This window comes from Acinetobacter sp. YH12236 (genome assembly GCF_013417645.1).
Lineage (GTDB): Bacteria > Pseudomonadota > Gammaproteobacteria > Pseudomonadales > Moraxellaceae > Acinetobacter.
This window is the reverse complement of the sequence record NZ_VPDM01000002.1, coordinates 68,822-90,524: the sequence shown is the minus strand read 5'-3', so window position 1 is coordinate 90,524 and position 21,703 is coordinate 68,822. Positions and strand designations below refer to the sequence as shown.

21 protein-coding genes, 2 tRNA genes and 1 pseudogene are annotated in these 21,703 nt (G+C 39.9%); 10 read left to right on the top strand and 14 right to left on the bottom strand.

Features of this window, described 5'->3' with window-relative positions:
• Positions 1 to 55 precede the first annotated feature (55 nt).
• Positions 56 to 1,240, top strand: coding sequence for a hypothetical protein (locus tag FTV14_RS01525; protein ID WP_179992092.1), 1,185 nt, complete (start codon positions 56 to 58; stop codon positions 1,238 to 1,240).
• Positions 1,241 to 1,278: 38 nt separating this feature from the next.
• Here the strand turns inward: FTV14_RS01525 and FTV14_RS01520 are convergent.
• Positions 1,279 to 2,432: pseudogene (locus FTV14_RS01520) on the bottom strand (helix-turn-helix transcriptional regulator).
• A gap of 230 nt (positions 2,433 to 2,662) precedes the next feature.
• Here FTV14_RS01520 and FTV14_RS01515 point away from each other — a divergent pair.
• A complete protein-coding gene (locus FTV14_RS01515) occupies positions 2,663 to 3,169 on the top strand; it encodes a copper resistance protein NlpE (RefSeq protein ID WP_179992094.1) in 507 nt (168 codons plus the stop codon).
• A gap of 70 nt (positions 3,170 to 3,239) precedes the next feature.
• Here FTV14_RS01515 and FTV14_RS01510 read toward each other — a convergent pair whose 3' ends face one another.
• Positions 3,240 to 4,916 (bottom strand): YadA-like family protein, encoded by a 1,677-nt coding sequence (locus FTV14_RS01510; RefSeq protein ID WP_180053166.1) that lies wholly within the window; start codon positions 4,914 to 4,916, stop codon positions 3,240 to 3,242.
• 510 nt (positions 4,917 to 5,426) lie between these two features.
• Here FTV14_RS01510 and FTV14_RS01505 point away from each other — a divergent pair.
• A complete protein-coding gene (locus FTV14_RS01505) occupies positions 5,427 to 5,804 on the top strand; it encodes a hypothetical protein (RefSeq protein WP_179992096.1) in 378 nt (125 codons plus the stop codon).
• 432 nt (positions 5,805 to 6,236) lie between these two features.
• Here FTV14_RS01505 and groL read toward each other — a convergent pair whose 3' ends face one another.
• From groL to FTV14_RS01485, 4 genes are all read right to left on the bottom strand, one after another.
• Positions 6,237 to 7,871: a chaperonin GroEL gene (groL, locus tag FTV14_RS01500; protein WP_005234685.1), complete on the bottom strand. Its 1,635-nt coding sequence runs from the start codon at positions 7,869 to 7,871 to the stop codon at positions 6,237 to 6,239.
• Between the two features lie 69 nt (positions 7,872 to 7,940).
• Positions 7,941 to 8,231 carry a co-chaperone GroES gene (gene groES, locus FTV14_RS01495; RefSeq protein WP_004646315.1) on the bottom strand — a complete coding sequence of 97 codons (291 nt, stop codon included), beginning with the start codon at positions 8,229 to 8,231 and terminating at the stop codon, positions 7,941 to 7,943.
• A gap of 178 nt (positions 8,232 to 8,409) precedes the next feature.
• The gene (locus tag FTV14_RS01490; RefSeq protein WP_180053165.1) at positions 8,410 to 9,186 is read right to left on the bottom strand and encodes a metallophosphoesterase; all 777 of its coding nucleotides are present in this window, start codon (positions 9,184 to 9,186) and stop codon (positions 8,410 to 8,412) included.
• Entirely contained in the window at positions 9,167 to 10,105 is a 939-nt protein-coding gene (locus FTV14_RS01485; protein ID WP_180053164.1) for a diacylglycerol kinase family protein, read from the bottom strand. The genes FTV14_RS01490 and FTV14_RS01485 overlap by 20 nt, the downstream gene beginning before the upstream one ends.
• A 414-nt stretch (positions 10,106 to 10,519) precedes the next feature.
• Between FTV14_RS01485 and FTV14_RS01480 the strand changes: the two genes are divergently transcribed.
• From FTV14_RS01480 to FTV14_RS01470, 3 genes are all read left to right on the top strand, one after another.
• A complete protein-coding gene (locus FTV14_RS01480) occupies positions 10,520 to 12,349 on the top strand; it encodes a phosphoenolpyruvate carboxykinase (GTP) (RefSeq protein WP_034706283.1) in 1,830 nt (609 codons plus the stop codon).
• Between the two features lie 357 nt (positions 12,350 to 12,706).
• Positions 12,707 to 14,059 (top strand): MFS transporter, encoded by a 1,353-nt coding sequence (locus FTV14_RS01475; RefSeq protein ID WP_218945520.1) that lies wholly within the window; start codon positions 12,707 to 12,709, stop codon positions 14,057 to 14,059.
• 136 nt (positions 14,060 to 14,195) lie between these two features.
• Positions 14,196 to 14,618, top strand: coding sequence for a hypothetical protein (locus tag FTV14_RS01470; protein ID WP_034590028.1), 423 nt, complete (start codon positions 14,196 to 14,198; stop codon positions 14,616 to 14,618).
• 56 nt (positions 14,619 to 14,674) lie between these two features.
• Here the strand turns inward: FTV14_RS01470 and FTV14_RS01465 are convergent, their stop codons facing one another.
• Both FTV14_RS01465 and folD read right to left on the bottom strand, forming a co-directional pair.
• The gene (locus FTV14_RS01465) at positions 14,675 to 15,343 is read right to left on the bottom strand and encodes a methyltransferase (protein ID WP_180053163.1); all 669 of its coding nucleotides are present in this window, start codon (positions 15,341 to 15,343) and stop codon (positions 14,675 to 14,677) included.
• Positions 15,344 to 15,606: 263 nt separating this feature from the next.
• A complete protein-coding gene (gene folD, locus FTV14_RS01460; protein ID WP_180033413.1) occupies positions 15,607 to 16,455 on the bottom strand; it encodes a bifunctional methylenetetrahydrofolate dehydrogenase/methenyltetrahydrofolate cyclohydrolase FolD in 849 nt (282 codons plus the stop codon).
• Between the two features lie 153 nt (positions 16,456 to 16,608).
• On the opposite strand from folD, the gene FTV14_RS01455 reads away from it, so the two are divergent.
• A tRNA-Cys gene (locus tag FTV14_RS01455) sits at positions 16,609 to 16,682 on the top strand.
• A gap of 11 nt (positions 16,683 to 16,693) precedes the next feature.
• Positions 16,694 to 16,779, top strand: a tRNA-Leu gene (locus FTV14_RS01450).
• A 131-nt stretch (positions 16,780 to 16,910) separates the two neighbouring features.
• On the opposite strand, the gene FTV14_RS01445 is transcribed toward FTV14_RS01450, so the two are convergent.
• The 3 genes from FTV14_RS01445 to FTV14_RS01435 all read right to left on the bottom strand — a co-directional run bounded on the left by FTV14_RS01445 (position 16,911) and on the right by FTV14_RS01435 (position 19,387).
• The gene (locus FTV14_RS01445; RefSeq protein WP_180053162.1) at positions 16,911 to 17,816 is read right to left on the bottom strand and encodes a YafY family protein; all 906 of its coding nucleotides are present in this window, start codon (positions 17,814 to 17,816) and stop codon (positions 16,911 to 16,913) included.
• 139 nt (positions 17,817 to 17,955) lie between these two features.
• Entirely contained in the window at positions 17,956 to 18,156 is a 201-nt protein-coding gene (locus tag FTV14_RS01440) for a hypothetical protein (RefSeq protein ID WP_004782944.1), read from the bottom strand.
• A gap of 238 nt (positions 18,157 to 18,394) precedes the next feature.
• Positions 18,395 to 19,387, bottom strand: a complete 993-nt coding sequence (locus FTV14_RS01435) for an NAD(P)H-quinone oxidoreductase (protein WP_180053161.1) — start codon at positions 19,385 to 19,387, stop codon at positions 18,395 to 18,397.
• A 129-nt stretch (positions 19,388 to 19,516) separates the two neighbouring features.
• On the opposite strand from FTV14_RS01435, the gene FTV14_RS01430 reads away from it, so the two are divergent.
• The gene (locus tag FTV14_RS01430; protein ID WP_180053160.1) at positions 19,517 to 19,957 is read left to right on the top strand and encodes an N-acetyltransferase; all 441 of its coding nucleotides are present in this window, start codon (positions 19,517 to 19,519) and stop codon (positions 19,955 to 19,957) included.
• Positions 19,958 to 19,981: 24 nt separating this feature from the next.
• Entirely contained in the window at positions 19,982 to 20,332 is a 351-nt protein-coding gene (locus FTV14_RS01425; protein ID WP_034704950.1) for a co-chaperone YbbN, read from the top strand.
• A 17-nt stretch (positions 20,333 to 20,349) separates the two neighbouring features.
• Here FTV14_RS01425 and FTV14_RS01420 read toward each other — a convergent pair whose 3' ends face one another.
• From FTV14_RS01420 to FTV14_RS01410, 3 genes are read right to left on the bottom strand one after another with little or no spacing between them, the layout of a single operon-like run.
• The gene (locus FTV14_RS01420) at positions 20,350 to 20,610 is read right to left on the bottom strand and encodes a DUF2798 domain-containing protein (RefSeq protein WP_034704953.1); all 261 of its coding nucleotides are present in this window, start codon (positions 20,608 to 20,610) and stop codon (positions 20,350 to 20,352) included.
• An 18-nt stretch (positions 20,611 to 20,628) separates the two neighbouring features.
• Positions 20,629 to 20,940, bottom strand: a complete 312-nt coding sequence (locus tag FTV14_RS01415; RefSeq protein ID WP_180002281.1) for a DUF3861 domain-containing protein — start codon at positions 20,938 to 20,940, stop codon at positions 20,629 to 20,631.
• Between the two features lie 9 nt (positions 20,941 to 20,949).
• Positions 20,950 to 21,465 (bottom strand): PadR family transcriptional regulator, encoded by a 516-nt coding sequence (locus FTV14_RS01410; RefSeq protein WP_180053159.1) that lies wholly within the window; start codon positions 21,463 to 21,465, stop codon positions 20,950 to 20,952.
• Positions 21,466 to 21,703 lie beyond the last annotated feature (238 nt).

Genomic DNA, 21,703 nt, shown 5'->3' with positions numbered 1-21,703 from the left:
GATTTTAGCTTTCTTTCTATACTTCGCTGACATAATAAATTTCAGGAAGATTTTCATGAAAAAGACTTTAATTTGTCTTGCCTTAGCGGGGTTACTTACAGCATGTGGCGGTTCAGATAATGATCGTACAGAGGGTTCATCACCTGTTCCACCTACAGCTCCGGTCGGGACCGAAACTGGTGTACTGACAGATGGAATTATCTCAGGGGTAACATATATCACCAGCAGCGGTGCGGAAGGGGTTACTAATGAAAAAGGTGAATTTAAATTTAATGATGGAGAAAAGGTTAAATTCCTGATTGGTGACGTACAACTAGGTCAAGAAATTGAAGCGAAAGAACGTGTTACTCCGTTAGATTTAGCACAAACTGAAAATGCACGTACCAATCTGATGGTGCTTTTACAGTCTTTAGATACAGATAGTAATCATGACAATGGGATTAGCATCAGTACTGAAGCTGCTAATGCCCTTCTTAATAAAAGTTTAGATTTTTCTAAGGCCCCTACAGCATTTGCTACAGACGTGGTATCAACAGGCGTAGTTACCACAGAAAAATTGATTACACCTGAAAAAGCTGCAGAAAACTTCCAGTCAACTTTCTATAAAGATATTGCCGGTACTTGGGAAATTGGCCGTAATGCAAACAGCGCTGTTCTAATCCATATTTTAGAAGATGGCCGTTATGCCTTAGGTCAAGCAGAAGCTGCTGATGGTGATGGAACGCCTGGCATTGAAACTGGAGAGTTAAACTGGAATGCAACTACCAGTGTAATTTCACCGCGTATTATTCAAGACAGTAATGGTGAATGGGGACTCTCACATCCTGCAGAAGGCAAACCTTATACGTTAAACTATGATGGAATGACCTTAATTCTGACAGAACCGGGGATCAATACCGAATACCGTTTAAGCCGCGTCAAACAGTCTGCTAATGGTCTGGTAGGTGCATGGAGATTTAGTGACACCCATTTATTTGCCTTCTTTGACACAAACTATTATTTCTTCCTGGACACTGAAGGCGGAGATGATTGTGGCTGGCCTGGTATTGAATATGGCAAATTTATCCTCTCAGGTAATACACTTACGACCACTGAAGTTTTATTCGATACCAATGAATGTGGCGGATTACAAGACAGTTCCGATGGCAGCAAGACCATTGCAAACATCAATGTATCGGCTGAAACTCTGATCTTGCATCCACAAGGTGAAGGTCCTGTAACATTACAGCGCGTTAGATAATGAGCACTGCCTACCTAAAGAATTATCTTTAGGTAGGTTTAATTAATATGTTCAAAATGAATCGTACATCCCATCAATAAGTGCATCAGCTCAATTTGTGAAGTGCAGTCAGTTTTTTCATAAATATTCTTAAAATAAGTGCGTACTGAACTTAAAGTGATCCCACATTTCACTGCAATTTCTTCTAATTTATAGCCATTGATTAAAAGTTCACACAAATCAAATTCACGTTTTGACAGTTGATATGCTTGCTGCAAATAAGCTCTAGATAATGAATAATGCCGGTTTTTGTCTGTCATAAATACAGCAATCTGATGCTGAGCTTCAGAAAATTGCTGCATTTTTCTCAACCTTTTAAAAGGCACAACAGTGAGCATCAATTGCTGTCCTTTAGAATCCTGCAAAGCCAAGACCCCGCCTATTTCACTCGACATACTGGTATCTTCCAGCAAAGCACTCGATAGCAATCTTTCCAGACGTTCCTGATCACCTACCGGTGTTTTCAGCCGGTTATGCATATCCATTTCCAGACATGTTAAAGCTTCAATCATGCTTTGTGCTAGTGGATTTGAATAAGATAACTTGAGATCCTGATCCAGCAAAATAATACCGATTTTTAAACAGTCTAATACGGTATATAAGCTGATATTGTCTTGTTGTACCAAACTGATTTGCCGATGAATCTGTAAAGAGCGACGCAAATGTATGCCGATCCGTTTGAGAAAATTCAGTTCAGCTGCTTCAAAACCTTGAGTGTGCGGAGCACGATGTAGTCCCATGACTGCCCAGCGATAATTTCCTCTGTCCAGTAATACTCCCGCCATATATCCTATCCTGTAGGCTTAAGGCATTTTTCATAAAAGATATACTGTTCTGTTCCAGGTTGATCTGCATAATGACGGCAGTCCTGATTAAGTGCCTCCCCCATATCAATTTCATTCCATAAAGGCATATGCAGCTTCATGTCAATGACCCGAATCCGTTCATCCTGATAAGCAGCCAGACTTTCTTCCGGGATATTGTAAGTATAAACAAAGTCATAGGCGGGATTGAATTGATCAAGACCGGTAAAAATTGCACTATGACTCTGGGTATATTGCACAATATCCTGAATGACCTCTAGCCATAAAGCAGGCAATAAAGCAGCATCATATATTTTCGCGATGATATTATTTTCCTGTTCTGCTTTCATGACCGCTCTTATTAATAATTATTTCTATCAAATCATAACCTTAAGGTTTATAAAATAAAACTAAAGAAAACCTATCGCTTATTTTGTATTTTAATTATCTTAGTTTCTCATCTACATATATTTAATCCGTTTCACTTAACGAATCAATTTTTAACAAGATCTCTCTGTATATTGATAGCTCATACTTTTAATGTAAATCCTAATACAGAAGAACAAGAGGATGATCTTCAATGAAAAAAATATTATGGCCTGCTTTATTGGTAGTAACAGTTACTAGTTTAAGTGCATGTTCTAAACAGAATGACCGCGATATGGCCAGTGCAGATACTCAATCTAATACCACAAATGCTCCTGTTACTACAGAGACTACAAATAGTCAAAGCAATATGAGTACTGAGATGAGCAGTAATGCTACTGTCAACTCAAACTGGGCAGGCGAATATGAGGGTGTTTTCCCGTGTGCTGACTGCGAAGGGATTAAAGTTGAACTAGATCTTAATCCTGACAAAACTTATGAATTGAGTGAGGAATATTTAGGTAAAACTGGAAATAATGAAACTGAGACCAAAGGTAGCTTCACTTTCGATTCTCAACAACCTTCTATTATCGTCCTAGATGGAAAAGCTGAAAACCGGAAGTTTTATGTAGGTGATAATTTCGTTGAAGCTCGTGATATAGAAACAGGTAAGGAAATACAGAGTAATCTGAATTATAAATTAGTTAAAAAATCACCTTAATCATTTTCTAACTTAATAAAAAATCCCCGCAAATGCGGGGATTTTTTATTTCAACTATGTTGAGGGTAAATTATTTACCGCCAAACACATATGAAACACCTACACGGCCACCAACTTCGTTACCGCCAGCGAAACCAAGAGCAGCACTTAGAGAAGTACGGCCATCAGCGAATACGCTTGCAACACCTAAAGCACCGGCAGTTTCACCTTCATAGTGACCTACACCACCGAATACTGCGAATTGACCAGCACCGATGTTAGGAATTTGTTGTTGAGCAGCTAAAGCAATTGCAACACCACGGTAAGCAGTTTGCTCTACGTCATCAATACGGCTGTTCAAACGAGCTACTGTAGAATTGAATTGAGTTAAACGAGAATCAACTTCCACTAGAGCAGCATCAACTTTAGCATCAACAGCTTTAGAAGTTTCTTCTAAGTAGCCTTTCACAGAAGTTTTTGAACCAGTAGCAGCGTCAACAAAAGCGATGTCACCAGTGGTTTCAATACCAGCTGCTGTTACTGTAGTTTGCGCTGTAACTTTACCATCTGTAGTATTTGTAGCTTGTAAACCGTAAGTTTTATTACCTGCTTCATCTACTGCAATAATGCCAGTTTTTACATCCTTAGTTGATGTAGATACTGGAGCATTAGAAGTTACTGTATATTTATTACCACTTGTATCATTTGCAACTAATGGGTCTGTACTAGAAATTTTGATTTCACCAGCATTTGGGGCTTTAGAAACAGACTCACCATAGGTAACGTTTAGATTTGATACTAAACCAGTATTTACTGTAGTAGTACGATCGCCACCAGTTGTTTCATCAGCTGTACCTTTACCTACTTTAGTTAAGTTAGCATCACTAGTATCGCCAGTGTAAGCAGTCAAAGTATTATCAGTTGCTTTGAAATATTTACCATTAAATTCAACTACACGATTACCATCTTTATCATCGTAAGCATTTAGTACTGCTGTTGGTGCAGTTGTAGTAGTGCCTGTAACTGAAGTTGTAGTTACTGTACCTTTCTCAAGATCAACCACTCCACCTTTCGCCACATCCAAGACAGCTAAACCATTGCCTGTAACACCAGCTACAGCAGTATTGGCATCAGCTTCAGTTTTAATTGTTGCAAGAGTACCTTGAACATTTTTTCCAGCTAAAGTGAAATCGTATTTAGCTTTACCAGCTGTATCACGATCTTCTTCAGTAATGTTACCAATTTGAACATCTTTTTTAACTGAAACTACATCAGTTGCAGTAGTTGCTGGTGATGTTTCACCTGTAAAAGTGATTTTCTCATCAACTAGACCATTATTACCATGCCAGTCAGTATTTACTAACTGACCTTCAAGAGTATAAGTTCCGGCTGTTGTTGTTGTGGTGGTGGTGGTTGATCCACCAAAAGACCAATAATTATTTTGGTCTACATTACCATCAAAGCTTAAACCACCTGTTGTAGTACCACCTGTTGTAGATGGAGTTGATTCTGTAATTTGGACTTGACCAGCAGACACTACGATTGTGTAATCTTTTGTTTCACCTGTAAATGCTGTTAGCTTATTGCCTTCAAGCTTATACCAACCATTTTGAACAACCCCATTGCTGTCATTAGCATCTTCTACTTTAACAAGAACATCACCTTCAGCATTTGCGTATTTTACTACATCTGCTTGGTTCACTGCTGCTAGCGCACCAAAACTTACTGCTGCTAATGCAGCTGCCAATAAGGTTTTTTGAAATTTCATATAAATTTCCTTCAATTTTTATAAAAAGACTGGCCTACCCTAGGATCATGTAAACCAGCAAAACTGTTACGAATGCGTGGTTAAAAGGGAATTACGCCATTCATACCCCACCGCCACCGCGGTCCTGAGGCAATAATATACAAAACATAACAAATTTATCAATCAAAATTTGATTTATTTTTTAAATATTAATTTATCTATTATGTTTAATATTAATTTATATGTATAACTTTATGTTTTTATTGCATATATAATTGGATTATAATCATCAACTAAAAGTTTATGTTGTTAGAATTATTTACTAATATTTGAATTAAGCTGAGCTAAATAAATTTGATTTAAGAAATAAAGAAAATTCATTACAAATAATTACAACAAGTTATCTTAAATAAAGTTGTTACAATTGAAATATTTTCGAAGTTTTCTTAAAATTAGGCCCTGAAACATTGTAGTATTTAAAATACTTTTTAAGGCTAGGCTTAAAAGTATAGGAATAGATAGAAGGAATTTATGAGCAGCCAAAAAGAAAAAAATCTATTTGCTGAACGGCTGAAAAGTGCTTTAACAAATGCAAGACATCCTATAAGTCCTACTTATTTATCAAAAGAATTTAATTATCGTTATGACGGTCCAGCTATTTCAGTACAGTCAGCAAATAACTGGTTGTTAGGAAAGGCAATTCCTAGCCAAGATAAATTGGCAATACTCGCAATTTGGCTTAATGTTTCCAACCAATGGTTAAGATTTGGAGACCATGATTTTAATCCTGCCCCTCAAGTTTCAGAACATGATACTGAAGATTTGGATTATTATTTAAAGTTTCGCTCTTTAAAAAATACCCAGAAAGATATTATTAAAAAGTTGATTGATGAATTTAATCAATTGTAATCTTTTGAGTGAAGTAAGCTAATAGCTTTCTATGTTCATATTCACTTTTCTTTAAACGATCTTCATACTCTCTTAATTTTCGGTATAAAGATTTTAATTCATCCTTACTCACCAATACAAGTTTAGATTGATCATCTGAATTCTCACCCTCATTTATAACTGTATTGCTCATATTGCCATATATATCAATTATATTTTGATCAAATAATAAATCAAAACTTTACAAAAACCAAGCCTAAAAATATTACAAAAGTAAACATTTTTCATTTATTTAAAAAAAATTGAATACTTCATCAATCATTTATGACTATAAGTCAACTTAAGTCTCAAATTCTACTATATTTTTCATGAAAATCTCACTTTTATTTTATTTAAAATTAAAAAAATCCCCGCAAAAGCGGGGATTTTTTGAGCATATAATCGGGTAATGAATTACATCATACCGCCCATTCCACCCATGCCGCCCATATCAGGCATCGCTGGTTTTTCTTCTGGGATTTCAGTAATCATACATTCAGTTGTCAACATCAAGCCAGCAACAGAAGCTGCATGCTCAAGTGCAGAACGAGTTACTTTCGCAGGGTCAAGAATACCCATTTCCAGCATGTCGCCATATTCACCTGTCGCAGCGTTATAACCATAGTTACCTTCACCGTTCTTCACAGCATTGATCACAACAGATGGCTCATCACCAGCATTGGCTACGATTTGACGAAGAGGAGCTTCGATTGCACGACGAAGAATGTTGATACCTACGTTTTGGTCATCGTTAGCACCAGTCAGACCATCAAGTGCAGATGCAGCACGTACCAGTGCAACACCACCACCCGCAACAACACCTTCTTCAACTGCAGCACGAGTTGCATGAAGTGCGTCGTCTACACGGTCTTTCTTTTCTTTCATTTCAACTTCAGTTGCAGCACCGATTTTGATAACTGCTACACCGCCTGCCAATTTAGCAACGCGTTCTTGAAGTTTTTCTTTGTCGTATTCAGAAGTAGATTCTTCGATTTGTGCACGGATTTGCTGAACACGCTCAGAAATCTGATTTGCATCACCAGCACCATCAACAATCACTGTATTTTCTTTAGATACAGTCACTTTGTGTGCAGTACCTAAGTGTTCAAGTGAAGTTTGATCTAACTGCATACCGATTTCTTCAGAAATCACAGTACCGCCAGTCAGGATCGCGATATCTTGAAGCATTGCTTTACGACGGTCACCGAAGCCAGGTGCTTTAACCGCACATACTTTGATAATGCCGCGCATGTTATTTACTACAAGTGTAGCCAACGCTTCGCCTTCAACATCTTCAGCGATGATAAGAAGAGGCTTACCAGTTTTCGCAACAGCTTCCAAAACAGTGATCAATTCACGGATGTTGCTAATTTTCTTGTCAACCAACAGGATGTATGGGTTTTCAAGTTCAGCAGTCAACGTGTCTTGTTTGTTTGCAAAGTATGGAGAAATATAACCGCGGTCAAACTGCATACCTTCTACAACATCAAGCGAATCTTCAAAGCCTGAACCTTCCTCAACAGTGATTACGCCTTCTTTGCCTACTTTTTCCATTGCTTGTGCAATCAGAGAACCCACAGTGGTGTCAGAGTTTGCAGAGATCGAACCGACTTGCTCAATCGCTTTAGAATCAGAAGCTGGTTTTGCAGTTTGTTTAATATTTTCAACAACAGTTTTAACTGCAAGGTCGATACCACGTTTCAGATCCATTGGGTTCATACCCGCAGTTACTGACTTGATCCCTTCGTTCAGGATTGCTTGAGCCAATACAGTTGCAGTTGTTGTACCGTCACCTGCGATATCATTGGTTTTTGAAGAAACTTCACGAACCAGTTGCGCACCCATGTTTTCGAATTTGTCTTTCAGGGTAATTTCTTTCGCAACAGATACACCATCTTTAGTAATGTGCGGTGCACCGAAAGAACGGTCGATTACAACGTTACGGCCTTTAGGACCTAAAGTCACTTTCACCGCATCTGCAAGGATGTTCACACCAGCGATCATTTTTGAACGAGCTGAATCACCAAATTTTACGTCTTTAGCTGACATATTTGACTCCGAATATTGTTGTATCTTTACAAAATCTGAATTGGAATGAGTAAAACGATCTGGCGCAGATTAAGCTTCTAATACTGCCAGAATGTCAGACTCTTTCATGATTAAAAGTTCTTCGCCGTTTACTTTTACAGTTGTACCTGCATAAGTACCGAACAATACTTTGTCGCCAACTTTTACGTCTAACGCGCGTACGCCATTGTCAGTGATTTGACCATTACCAACTGCAATGATTTCACCTTGTGCAGGTTTTTCAGCAGCAGAACCTGGAAGTAAGATGCCCCCAGCTGTTTTTGTTTCTTCTTCAACACGACGAATAACAACGCGGTCATGTAATGGACGAATGTTGCTCATAAATAACTCCATCAGACTAAGTCTTTTTTAGATCACCGATGACGACTTATTTATTCCATTGGTCATCATCAAAATTTTTTGATGTCCTTTTTATGGAGATGGAATAAAACGCTTCAAGGGCAAAAATGAAAAAAAATTGGTTTTTTTTTGATTTTTTGATGGATTGCGTATTTTTTGTCTATTTATTTATGGGATCAGGCTGTGGAACAAAGGTTTTTAACTGTTCATCAAAACAATATTGCGTAATTTTTCCTGTTGCATCAATTGCATTAAAGCTATTCGGCTGATTCTTATGTAGTCGATGCGAGGCAGAAGTCCCAGCATGTACATCATAAACCGGATGATCTCCTCCCAATTCGAATATACGGTTCAAATCATAGACTGCGGTACGATGCAAATGCCCATGCAATACAGCAAACAGACCATGCTGTGACCAGGACTCCAGTGCAATTTTGGCCATTAGGGGAATATCCTTAAAACCCCGCTTATTCTGAAATGGCACATAAAAAGGTTGATGACTGACAATAATCTTAATTTTGGAAGCAGTCGCCTGCTGTAGTTTCAGGTCAATCCTTTGAATCTGCTCAAGGGATAAATGGCCTTTGGTATGATATCGACGTCTAATCGAATTTACCCCAATCAGATAAAAATGTTCAGTTTCTAAAACAGGCTCGAGTTCACCGAAAAATAATTGATAACGGGTAAATGGAGTAAATAGCCGATTCCATAAATGATAAAGCGGAATGTCATGATTCCCCGGGATCACCAGATAAGGCGTATTCAACTGATCCAGAAACCGTTTACATGCAAAGAACTGTCCCAAACGTGCTCGCTGGGTGAGATCGCCGCTGACTACCACCGCTTCCAGTGCATGATCCCGACAAAATTGCTGGATGGCTTCCAAACATTCAGGTCTTTCTGTACCAAAATGTAGATCAGAGAGATGCAGAATCATGCGGCACCATTACACTTAAACTATTTTTTAAAACTGAAATATTTAACGGTGGTGTCATTTCTACCGTTTCCCCATCTATGGCAACCATTAATTTTTTGCGTTTAGACTCAATTCGCACCTGATCTGCAGCAAAACTATAGACATCGGAGGCTTGATCAATTTTGCCCCGAATTAACTGATATACCAGCTTGAATAACGTCAGCTTGTCACTTTTAGAGACCACAACCCCAGCCACCTTCCCTTGCTCAGCAGCTTGGGCAATCCGCATTTTCATGTCTGCTAACTGTAGTGGATTATTGCCAAAGAAAATCAGTGGAGTTTTGACCGGATATTTCTTCTGATCTACCCAGATTTCCAGTTTTAATTCTTTACGGTCACGAATCAACACATCGAGTGCTGAGGTATAGGCATGTAAAGGGAAACGGCCAAATATGCGATTATAGTCTTCACGTTTTTTAATAAATAAGGGATATAAGCCCAGACTAGCATTGTTCAGGTAGATTTCCTGATTGATGCGTGCCACATGGATACGTTTGGTTTGACCCGTTGCAATGACTTGTGCGGCTTCAACCAAATCTAAGGGAATATCCAGCAATCTTGCCGCATAGTTAAAAGTACCTAGAGGCAATATTCCGACTGGAATATCAGTTTCAAGCAGGTGTTTGGCGACTGAATTGAGCGTTCCATCTCCTCCTGCTGCCACGACCACACCATGATCCGGCGATTGTTGATGCCGTTGCAGCACTTCAGCAATGACTTTTTTGAACTGTTCTGGATCGTTGATTTCAAAGGCTTTAGTCTCAAAATCATGCGCTGCAAAAATATCTAGTAATTGCTCATATTTTTCTTGTTGGTCGAATAGACGGAAACCAGAATTATGATTATAAATAATGGATAAGGGTTTAGATTGATTAGACATTTTTTACACAGATTGATGCACACCTATTGGCATTTTGTCCAATTCATAAACAATTAATAGTTGCTTTATGTAAAATTCGAATGGCGACCATTTATTTAATCAATAACAAATATAACTGAACAATTTTAATTAAACATTTGATTTAAATAAAAATAATTAAAATAAATACCACACATAAAGCTAATAAATACATATTTAGGATTTTGAATTTATTTATATCTTATTGTTTTATATAAATTTAAACAGAAAATAGCATAATATTCCAAATAAAATCCAGCACTTCTTTAGTCTTATTTTTTTGATGATTTTATGCTTTAATACAGCCACTTTTTTTCATATTTCATCTGGCCAGTATTTTATTGACCAGATTGTACTTTGTACAAAATTTTGTACACATTTGAGATAGGCCTCACCATGACCCAAGTGAACGCACCAGAATTCGTTCGTCACCCTAAGCTTATTGCATGGGTGGAAGAAATTGCTAAATTAACAAAACCAGCAAAAATTGAATGGTGTGACGGTAGCGCAGAAGAATATCAACGTTATATCGACTTGATGATCGCTAACGGCACAATGCAAGCGCTTAACCAAGAGAAACATCCTGGTTCTTATCTTGCAAATTCTGATCCTTCTGACGTTGCTCGTGTTGAAGACCGTACTTTTATCTGTTCTGCAAATAAAGAAGATGCTGGCGCGACCAATAACTGGGAAGATCCAGCAGTTATGCGCGAAAAATTGAATGGTCTGTTTGACGGTTCAATGAAAGGTCGTACCCTGTATGTGGTTCCATTCTCTATGGGTCCTTTGGGTTCACACATTGCGCACATCGGTATCGAATTAACTGACTCTCCTTATGTAGCAGTTAGCATGTCTAAAATGGCTCGTATGGGTAAAGCTGTTTATGACGTTCTAGGTACAGATGGTGAATTTGTTCCTTGCGTACACACTGTAGGTGCACCACTTGAAGAAGGTCAAAAAGATGTTGCTTGGCCTTGCAACAAAGAAAAATACATCGTGCACTACCCAGAAACTCGTGAAATCTGGTCATTTGGTTCTGGTTACGGCGGTAACGCATTGTTAGGTAAAAAATGCCTGGCTTTACGTATTGCATCTTATATGGGTCGTCAACAAGGCTGGTTAGCTGAACACATGCTAATCCTTGGCGTGACTAGCCCTAAAGGCGAAAAACACTACATCGCAGCTGCATTCCCATCTGCTTGTGGTAAAACAAACTTCGCGATGCTGATTCCACCAGCAGGTTACGAAGGCTGGAAAATTGAAACTGTAGGTGACGATATTGCCTGGATCAAACCAGGTGAAGATGGTCGCTTATATGCGATCAACCCTGAAGCTGGTTTCTTCGGTGTAGCTCCTGGTACAAATACCAAAACTAACCCAAACTGTATGGCAACGCTTCATAAAGACGTGATCTATACAAACGTTGCTGTAACTGACAACGGTGAAGTTTGGTGGGAAGGTCTGACTAAAGAAGCACCTGCGAATCTGACTAACTGGAAAGGTCAACCACACACTGGTGAAGAAAAAGCAGCTCATCCGAATGCTCGTTTCACAGTTTCTGCTGGTCAATGCCCTTCTATCGATGCTGACTGGGAAAATCCAGCAGGTGTTCCAATTTCTGCGTTCATCTTCGGTGGTCGCCGTGCAGACACAGTGCCTCTAATTTCAGAAGCATTTGACTGGGTTGACGGTGTTTATAAAGCTGCCACCATGGGTTCTGAAACAACTGCTGCTGCTGTTGGTCAACAAGGTATCGTTCGTCGCGACCCATTTGCGATGCTTCCATTTGCTGGCTACAACATGGCTGACTACTTCACTCACTGGTTAGAAATGGGTGAGAAAGTTGGCGAAAAAGCTGCTGCTGCTGGTAACAAGCTTCCTGGTATCTACAACGTGAACTGGTTCCGTCGTGATGCCGAAGGCAACTTCGTATGGCCTGGTTTCGGTCAAAACATGCGTGTTCTTGAGTGGATCATCGATCGTTGTGAAGGTCGTGCTGATGCTGTTGAAACTCCAATCGGCCGTGTACCTACTTACGAACAGCTCAACTGGACTGGTTCTGATTTCACTAAAGAACAGTTTGACCTGGTAACTTCTCAAGACAAAGATCAATGGATCAAAGAACTTGAAAGCCACACTGAATTGTTCAACAAATTGGGTGATCGTCTGCCAGAAGCGTTGAAAAAACGCCAAGCTGAACTTCTTGAAGCGGTCAAATCTGCTTAATTGCTGATTTAATTTTAAAAAGGTCGCGTAAGCGGCCTTTTTTTATTATTTTAAGGCAAGGTTAAAGTCAATCTTTTAATCTGTTTTACATCTAAATGAAAACCACTTTTCATCATTCATTAATCTCCTTAAAGAACAGCATTTGACCAATCAATCCAATATAAAAATCAAGCAATTACTCTAAACAAATGGTAAATTTATGTTTTATAAAAATATTTGAAAATTCCATTATTTATTAAGACTAAAGTCCTATAAAAAGAGAAAACTTGGAGGCGTATAAATATATGAAATCTCCTCACTTTCTCTCTCACTAAAACATAACTTTTTAGATTTTATAGCAATGAAAATTTAAAAAAGATGTGTTTTACAGCATTCCTTTGGAGCAATGTTGTGAATCAGCCACTTCCTGAAGCTGCTACACCGCAGCTTGACCGTAAAACACGGGTTAAATCTATTCTCGGTGGTTCTGCAGGTAACTTGGTCGAATGGTACGACTGGTATGTTTATGCAGCCTTTACCTTATATTTCGCTTCACAGTTCTTCCCTGATGGTGACAATACCGTCAAGCTCCTTCAGGCTGCTGCTGTATTCGCACTTGGTTTCTTGATGCGTCCGATTGGCGCATGGATTATGGGGATTTACGCTGACCGTAAGGGTCGTAAAGCCGGTTTAACACTTTCTGTATCTTTGATGTGTGTCGGTTCCCTGATTATCGCCTGTGCACCTACCTATGATTCAGTGGGTATGCTGGCCCCTGCGCTGTTGTTATTTGCTCGTTTATTGCAAGGTCTGAGTGTGGGTGGTGAATACGGTTCAAGTGCCACCTACTTGACCGAAATGGCAGGTAAAAATCACCGTGGTTTCTACTCAAGCTTCCAGTATGTGACCCTAATCTCAGGTCAGCTATTGGCACTCTGTGTCTTGATCTTCCTACAACGCACTTTGACTGAAGCACAACTCACTGAATGGGGCTGGCGTATTCCCTTCCTGATCGGTGCATTCCTGGCGATTGTAGTGTTCTGGATCCGTCGCGGTCTGGTAGAAACACAATCTTCAAAACAGGCTGTTGAACAAGCAAAAAAAGGTGGTCCTAAATCCGGTGCCTTAGCCTTATTCACCAAATATCCTAAACAGGCATTTACCGTGATCATGCTGACCGCAGGTGGTACTTTAGCTTTCAATACTTTCACTACTTATCTGCAAAAGTACTTAGTCAATACTTCTGGTTTTGAAAAGACTACAGCGACTGAAATCACAACCCTCGCCATCTTCGTATTCATGTTATTGCAACCAGTTGTGGGTGCACTCTCTGACAAGATTGGCCGCAAGCCAATCATGATTGCTTTTGGTGTGCTTGGTGTACTATTTACCATTCCTATCTTTAATGGCTTAGGCTCAACTACCAACCCAACAACCGCATTCATGCTGTGTATGAGCGGTATGGTAATTGTGACTGGTTATACGGCGATTAATGCAGTGGTAAAAGCTGAGCTATTCCCTGCACACATTCGTGCCCTAGGTGTAGCTTTACCTTATGCAATTGCTAACACCCTATTTGGGGGTACCGCAGAACTAGTGGCTTTAAGTTTTAAGAATGCCGGCCATGAAAATTACTTCTTCTATTACATTACTTTTATGATTGGCCTGTCGCTGCTCACTTATGTCTTTATGAAAGACACTAAAAAGCACAGCATGATTACTGATGACTAAGTAACTGTATTGCTTTAGGAGCTTTCCGGATGGAAACATTCGGAAAGCTTTTTTATTGGAATTTTATGTTTACTGCCATTCCGCTATTTCATTGCTATGGCATACTTGTCTGATAAAAATACGGGAAATCATCATGATGAAAAAAACAGTTTTTTTACTCGGTTTAACTATCGGCACTTTAGGCCTGACAGCATGTCAGACGGCACCTCAACAATTTAACGGTCAGACCGGTTATGAAATTCTGGAACGTTCAGAAAATTCCGCAACCTTAAGCTATACATTAGCAGGACGACCAAGTCAGGATGAAAACAGGTTACAGGCTGCTTGCAGACAAGTTCTTGGAACCTCTAAAAGTTATAATATCCAGATTATTAATAGTCAGGAAATAGTTAACCCAACTCCTGAACAGGTTCAGTATGGCCGTCAACTCGGGGATAGCCGCACCCAAATCAGTTTGAGTAATACACCTGATTTATATAACAGTGAAAATCCGGGTGCCCGAGAGGCATTAGAAGCTCGCCCTACCACTGTACGTGTGATTCGCTATACCTGCTCATAAAACAGAGCATAAAAAAGGGCTTGATGCCCTTTTTTTTCTTTTTCAATTCTTGGATGTTATTTAGTTCGATAGAAGCTGACATTACGGAATTCTGGTGATTCATCCAGATCTGGCCAGGTAGTCGCACTACGTTCATCCAGTTTGAGATATTGCGGATGACTAAAATTTTTCACCCGACTATCTGCGACCCAGACTTCTGGTGCAAATTTCAGGAATTCATCCAGGAAGAAACGGTTACACTGATCATAAAGCACATCTGCCGCTAGCAGTATATCCACCTGTTCTGCTTTATAGAGATCATCCAGATATTCCAGCTCAACATCATTTAACTCAGCATTGGCACGACAGGCATTCAGACTGACCTGATCGATATCACAACAGATCACACGTTTGGCTCCTGCCATTTTCGCTGCAATAGCAACAACACCTGATCCTGCACCAAAATCTAGTACCACTTTGTCTTTGACATGATGCGGTTCAGCCAGCAACCACTGTGCCATGGCCAATCCTGATGCCCAGCAGAAGATCCAGTACGGCGTATCATTCCAGATACGACGAATCACTTCATCATCTAGTTTGTCTGTCGGAAAGACTGGTGGAATCAGCCAAAGTGAAATTGGCGTTTCAGGGAGTTGCTGTGCGTGTAATTCGCAATTTGGAATCACATCATGCAAGGCTTGTAAAAGATGTTCAGGGGCTTTAGGGAATTGGACAGTACAGCTCATGAAAAAAGCCTTGATGCAAAAATATCTTTATTGGAATTTATACATTAAATTGGATAAGTGACCATGTCATTCGCAGCTGTTCGAGCAGACTGAAATCTAATCTATCCTGTTTCTGCGACGTATCAACCACGTAAAAGAAATATGACGAGTTCTACGAATGACAAATGGTTTTGGTTACTTTTGCCGAAACAAAAGTAACGAATGAGCTTCTTACATCTATAGTCACAACGATACAACTCCGCCGTAACTAATTAAAATTTCAATTAACCCAAAGCCTTCTCAGCAGCTTCTACAGTTTGACGAATCAGCGTAGTGATTGTCATAGGACCTACACCACCCGGAACTGGGGTATAAGCAGAAGCGATTTCTTCGATACCGACTAATTGAATATCACCCACACCACCGCCATCACGTGGGTGGAAGCCAGCATCAACAACCACTGCACCTGGTTTAATCCAGTCTTTCTGGATCAGTTCAGCTTTACCCACAGCACCTACAACGATGTCAGCCTGTTTTACAAATTCAGGCAAGTTTTGAGTACGTGAATGGCAAATGGTCACTGTAGCATTCGCTTCAAGCAACATTGCTGCCATTGGTTTACCTAGAATCGCAGAACGACCAACCACTACCGCATGTTTACCTGCGATTTCAATATTGTTTTCTTTCAGGATGGTCATGATACCTGCAGGAGTAGCAGAACCGTAAGCTGCTTCACCCATCGCCATACGACCATAACCCAGGCAAGTCACACCATCTACATCTTTTTCAAGCGAGATTGCATCGAAACAAGCACGTTCATCAATTTGTGCAGGAACCGGATGTTGTAACAGAATACCGTGAACATCCGGATTTGCATTCAGTTTTTCAATTTCAGCCAGCAATTCTTCAGTAGTCGTTTCTTTTGGAAGCTCAACTTTTAATGAATCCATACCAACACGGCGGCAAGCATTACCTTTCATACGTACATAAGTTGCAGATGCGCCATCGTCACCCACCAAAATAGTCGCAAGAATTGGAGTACGACCTGACTTTGCTTTCAGCGCTTCTACGCGAGTTAACAAGTCAGCTTCAATTTGCTTCGCTAATGCACGACCGTCTAGAACTAATGCCACGGCACTTCTCCCAAGTGTTGATATGAATCAATTTTGCACATTCTACATGATAATTCTGAATATTTTCCGCCATATGCTGTTTTTATGCGCATACAAATGAATATCCTATTGTTTTTTTTTCAGAGCTTGATAATATACGCATCAACAAGACGCGGCGGGGTGGCAGAGTGGTCATGCAGCGGACTGCAACTCCGTGGACGCCGGTTCGATTCCGACCTCCGCCTCCAATCTTGTTAAAGCCCGAGTGGTGAAATCGGTAGACACAGGGGATTTAAAATCCCCCGCCCACAAAGCGTGCCAGTTCGAGTCTGGCCTCGGGCACCATTCTTCTACTACTGAAGATGGTGCAAATAAAGAACCCAGCGAAAGCTGGTTTTTTTATGCCTGTAATTTGCTAAATCTAATTCTCAATAGAATTCTATAAGCATTCGCCAACCTGCTCTGCTTTCAAAATATTATCCAGCAGAGCGTAAATAACCTTCCAGATCCTGTTCCAGTTTTTCCTGAAAATGAATCGGCTCAATGATCTTTACATGCGGTAGCCAGTAACGTACCAGTGGCAGCAACTGCATTTCATGACGAATCTGACAACTAATTAACAATTCTCCAGACTCTGATTCCTGTTCGATCTGCTGTTCCGGAAATAAACGGCGCTCTTTAAAAAATACCGTGACTTCAGGTTGCACCTTCATCAAAACCTGCTGTTTTTGCTGACCAAACCAGATGCTGTCTTCATCTGCCAGCATTTTCAGAACTTCAGGATCATGCTCAAAGCTTTCATTTTCAAAAACCAGTTTGACTTCCTGCAACTGACTTAAACGATAAGTTTTGAGTTCAGCTTCAGTGACACCAGCCAGATACCAGATGCCATGATGATGAATCAATCGGTATGGCTGGATGATCCGTGTTTGTTCGGAATATTGCAGCTCAATCTGCTGCCGTTTATAGATCGCCCCTGCAAGCAGCTTGAAATGCTCGGCAAACTGTTTGGCATCTTCAAAATAATAACCTTTTGCCGAAAATACCTGATTTGCCCGCTCATCCAGCAATTCACGAATAAAAGACATATCCAGTGCCGGATACAGCTCACTGATTCCGGACAACTGTGCAAAATTCTGGATATCCTGCAACTTGAAACGCCCTAAATATGAAGGCTCAAGATAATAGCGTTTGGTATTTTGATCCTGTATGAGCGGTAAATACGCATTCAGACGAACAAAATCACGCTCAATGGTACGGGTGCTGACCTGAAATTCTCGTGCCAGCTCCTGTACACTTAACTGATGCCCTATATTAAGTTTGGTTAAAATATTTGCCAAACGGTCTGCGAGGCGCTCATGCGTTGACGCATTGCCCTTCATAAATACCCTCTTCGTGCCGCTTGTGCAGCACAATGAATCATTTGCTTAGAATTTTTAAATTATGGGAAAATTATACAGCCAAATAAAAACAAGATTAGAGTTATTCACTTCAACTTAAGGCTAATAGCAAGGTGTTTTTTTAAGATTTTTTACGACGTTTGTAGTGAGGTTTCGGTGCTGAGTGGCTCAGCCGTTCCATATAGCGTTCCAGATGCAACATGGCTTGATACAGCTTGTGTAGATCGGAACGAAGTAACTGATTACGGATAATCGCTTTATGCAAACGCTTCAATGCACGAAAGCCATGTTCATGCGTATAAGGGGTGGACACTATCTTCATAATATACTTCCTTTTAATACGTGACATTTCATCTAATACCAAACAATTTAGTCAGATTATATTTAAGCGCTAATTTACTCCTCAGTTTTGACAGGTTGTGTCGAATAATCGACACTTTTTACCGTTTTTTAAAATTTATATCCCTATTTCAAGCAATTAATTTAAATTAGTTATCTTTTTTTTATGCAAAATAAAAGCCAACAAAAGTTGGCTTTTAGTATTTCTATCACAAGAATAATTAGATGATTTCCACCACAATCTTACCGATATGTTCACCCGTATCCATCGTTGTATGCGCATCCTGAATCTGGTCAAATTTGAAGGTTTTATAGATCATCGGTAAACATTCACCTTTTGCCCAGAGTGGTGCCACATGCTCTTTCAGGCCTTGGGCAATTTCAGCTTTCTCAGCCGTATTGCGTGCACGCATGGTAGAACCAGTAATGGTCAAACGTTTCATCATGATTTGACCCAATTTTACATCCTTAGCTTTAGCGCCGCCCAGGAATGCGATATACACCAGACGACCATCACGGCGCAGCAGATTCAGATTTTTCTCTAGGTACGGCGCACCCACCATATCCAGAATCACATCTACACCGGCATTATCCGTAGCTTCATTGATGACCTGCTCAAAGTCTTGGGTCTTGTAATTGATTCCTGTGGTCAGATGTGAAATCGCCTGAATTTTTTCATCACTGCCTGCTGTCGCGAAGGTTTTGATGCCTAATGATTTGCACAGCATTAAGGCTGTGGTTCCAATCCCGCTAGTTCCGCCATGAATCAGTACAGTCTCTCCTGCCTTAGCCTTACCCATCTGGAACACATTTGCCCATACAGTGAAAAAGGTTTCCGGAATCGCCGCAGCCTGTACAAAACTCACACCTTCAGGAATGTTTAAAGTCTGGCTTTCAGGCACGACGCAATATTCTGCATAACCACCGCCATTGGTCAGACCACAGACTTTGTCACCTACTTTAAACTGGCTTACTTCACTCCCGACTGCAACAACTTCACCGGCAACTTCCAGACCTGGTACAGGAGTCACGCCCTTAGGCATTGGATACAAACCCTGACGCTGCAAGATATCCGGACGGTTAATCCCGAAAGCATGTACCTTAACCAGCACTTCGTCTGCTTTAGGTTCAGGGATGGCAACCGTTTCATAAGCGAGTTTCTCTACACCACCCGGTTCTGTAATGATGACTTGTTGCATGCTGTATTGCGTCATGGATTCTTTCCCTAATATTCATGTTTCGTATTTTTCGAACTTATTTGAACATAGAAATGCTATGGATTGAAGCAGCATGGACTTATGTATAATCAGCTGCCTATTTAGTAAATTGATATAAGACCATTGATGACAATAATTACAAAAGCGAAAACAGAGGATATCGACGCTATTCTTGAGATCTGGTTCAAGGCTTCTGTAAGGGCGCATGATTTTATTCCTGCTAGTTATTGGGAAAATCAGCTGCTTCAAATGCGAGATTTATATTTACCCTTAGCAGAAAACTATGTCCTTAAAGAAAATCATACGGTGCTTGGCTTTGTTTCATTATTAAAATCGGAAAATATATTAGCTGCACTTTTCATTGATCCTGAGCAGCAAGGTGCTGGCTATGGCCGCCGTTTAGTTAATTTCTTAAAACAGCAATGTAATCAGCTGCATTTAAATGTCTATGCTGCAAATACATCAGCAGTTCATTTTTACCAAAAGCAGGGTTTTAAGATGATCAATCAAGGAATCGATGAGAATACCGGTCAAGCTGAACTTACTATGAGCTGGTTTAAATCTTAATTTTGAAATGATGAGAGCAAATTCATGTCAGCAGTCATCCCCTACAATGAAGATAATTACAGTGACTTCGAATGGTTTGAAGGCTTTGCTGTGATCCGTTTCTATGCTGACTGGTGCAAGCCTTGTGTACAGAATTTTCCGGTTTTTGAGGAACTGGCAGCACAATATGCTGGGCATAACCCAGAAATTAAGTTCGGTAAAATCAATGTCGATCAATCACCGATTCTGACCTTACGCTATAATGTCTATGGCTTGCCTTCCACTCTAATCTTTAAAAATAGCCAGATTATTCATCGTATTGCGGGTGTGAAAAGCTTGTCTGAAATGAAATCTATTTTGTCTCAAGTTCTGAATAAGTCATCCGATTCCGACTGATTCGAATAAGCAATTTCTTATTTAGCAGATTGATCTGACATCTGCACAAACTGCATCAGGAATTTGCGTACCAGCGGCAATACAAGCAGAATCAGTGGAAATGCCACCAGCCATGACAGCCCCCAAGCATGTAACCATAGCGAGATAAACGCATCGCTCCAACCTTTATTCAGCAGCATATTAAAGCAGGAAATCGCACCGCTCATAATGCCGGAAAGGATTAAGGGCATTAACCAGTTCAGATGTTTTGGGTGAAATTTTGGGAGATTCTTTTTCATAAATGACCTTTAGAATACTTACTGTTCTTCACTTTGGGCTTTCACTGTCTGTTTTAAGGATTTCATAAACTGGGCAAATTGCGGCATGAATTCCTTGAAGAGTGGCAACTCTTTATTTTCCAGCATGACTTCACTAAACAGTTTTAAGCCGATAACAAATGCTTTGGTACTTTCCTCATCTAGCAACTGACTGGCTTGAAGTTTTTCCAGTATTTTAAAGATGTCATCGTGATTACCCACCTGAAACTGTAGCTCCTCAGTATAGGTTGATGGATTACCTTGGGCATCAGCCAGATGTTGAACAGTCACTTCATAGAGATGTTGTTTCATGTCCTGCTCCTACAGTTGACGGATATTAATTGCAGCCTGTTCAATCTGGGCAGCAATATCACTGATCTGCTCTGGACGAAGTTCATTTTGCAGTTTGAATCGTAGTGAAGCTTTCAGGCTTTCCATTGAATTATGGATATCGATATAGCGCTCATCTTCTTGAATGCGGCGACGGGTTTCAAAACGGTTAAGAACTCTTTGTAGAGTTTCCTGACTATCTGTAAGATGTTCACGGCCTTTGTCTGTAATGTGATATTGCTTGCGTTCATCAGCACTCATGACCACTTGGCTATATTGCTGTTCTTCAAGGTAGTTAATTGTTGGGCAGATCGTACCTGTACTCGGCTTATAGTTCCCCCCGACCAAAGCAGCAACATCTTTGATAATGTCATAGCTGTATTTGGGTGCTTGGGCAATAAAATGCAGCACGAGCAGTTTCATTTCACCTGCTTCAAAAAGGCGTTTACGAGGTTTTGGAGAGTTTTTTCGCTCTTCTTTTAATGCAGTATCAGAAGTTCTAGACATTGAAAAGATATATCTTAAATTTAATTAAGATATATCTTTTCATAGATAATATTGAATTTATTTCAAGTGAAGCAATAAAAGTTAAATTTAAGAAGAAAAAATAGGCACGAAATACTTGTGAAAAAATCCTTCCTTATAAAGCCATTTTCTCAGTTGAGATTACAACAATTAACTAGGAACTTTTTTTATAGTTACTGTCTTATCTAAATGTATAAAAATAGATGATTTATAATCTTAG

Bases quoted from the DNA above. Each gene is read 5' to 3' on its own strand.
- FTV14_RS01480 (WP_034706283.1), top strand. From the start codon at position 10,520: ATGACCCAAGTGAACGCACCAGAATTCGTTCGTCACCCTAAGCTTATT.
- FTV14_RS01465 (WP_180053163.1), bottom strand. From the start codon at position 15,343: ATGAGCTGTACTGTCCAATTCCCTAAAGCCCCTGAACATCTTTTACAA.
- FTV14_RS01470 (WP_034590028.1), top strand. From the start codon at position 14,196: ATGAAAAAAACAGTTTTTTTACTCGGTTTAACTATCGGCACTTTAGGC.
- FTV14_RS01445 (WP_180053162.1), bottom strand. From the start codon at position 17,816: ATGAAGGGCAATGCGTCAACGCATGAGCGCCTCGCAGACCGTTTGGCA.
- FTV14_RS01425 (WP_034704950.1), top strand. From the start codon at position 19,982: ATGTCAGCAGTCATCCCCTACAATGAAGATAATTACAGTGACTTCGAA.
- FTV14_RS01525 (WP_179992092.1), top strand. From the start codon at position 56: ATGAAAAAGACTTTAATTTGTCTTGCCTTAGCGGGGTTACTTACAGCA.
- FTV14_RS01440 (WP_004782944.1), bottom strand. From the start codon at position 18,156: ATGAAGATAGTGTCCACCCCTTATACGCATGAACATGGCTTTCGTGCA.
- FTV14_RS01475 (WP_218945520.1), top strand. From the start codon at position 12,707: ATGTGTTTTACAGCATTCCTTTGGAGCAATGTTGTGAATCAGCCACTT.
- groL (WP_005234685.1), bottom strand. From the start codon at position 7,871: ATGTCAGCTAAAGACGTAAAATTTGGTGATTCAGCTCGTTCAAAAATG.
- FTV14_RS01420 (WP_034704953.1), bottom strand. From the start codon at position 20,610: ATGAAAAAGAATCTCCCAAAATTTCACCCAAAACATCTGAACTGGTTA.
- groES (WP_004646315.1), bottom strand. From the start codon at position 8,231: ATGAGCAACATTCGTCCATTACATGACCGCGTTGTTATTCGTCGTGTT.
- FTV14_RS01490 (WP_180053165.1), bottom strand. From the start codon at position 9,186: ATGATTCTGCATCTCTCTGATCTACATTTTGGTACAGAAAGACCTGAA.
- FTV14_RS01510 (WP_180053166.1), bottom strand. From the start codon at position 4,916: ATGAAATTTCAAAAAACCTTATTGGCAGCTGCATTAGCAGCAGTAAGT.
- FTV14_RS01515 (WP_179992094.1), top strand. From the start codon at position 2,663: ATGAAAAAAATATTATGGCCTGCTTTATTGGTAGTAACAGTTACTAGT.
- FTV14_RS01485 (WP_180053164.1), bottom strand. From the start codon at position 10,105: ATGTCTAATCAATCTAAACCCTTATCCATTATTTATAATCATAATTCT.
- FTV14_RS01415 (WP_180002281.1), bottom strand. From the start codon at position 20,940: ATGAAACAACATCTCTATGAAGTGACTGTTCAACATCTGGCTGATGCC.
- FTV14_RS01435 (WP_180053161.1), bottom strand. From the start codon at position 19,387: ATGACGCAATACAGCATGCAACAAGTCATCATTACAGAACCGGGTGGT.
- FTV14_RS01505 (WP_179992096.1), top strand. From the start codon at position 5,427: ATGAGCAGCCAAAAAGAAAAAAATCTATTTGCTGAACGGCTGAAAAGT.
- FTV14_RS01430 (WP_180053160.1), top strand. From the start codon at position 19,517: ATGACAATAATTACAAAAGCGAAAACAGAGGATATCGACGCTATTCTT.
- FTV14_RS01410 (WP_180053159.1), bottom strand. From the start codon at position 21,465: ATGTCTAGAACTTCTGATACTGCATTAAAAGAAGAGCGAAAAAACTCT.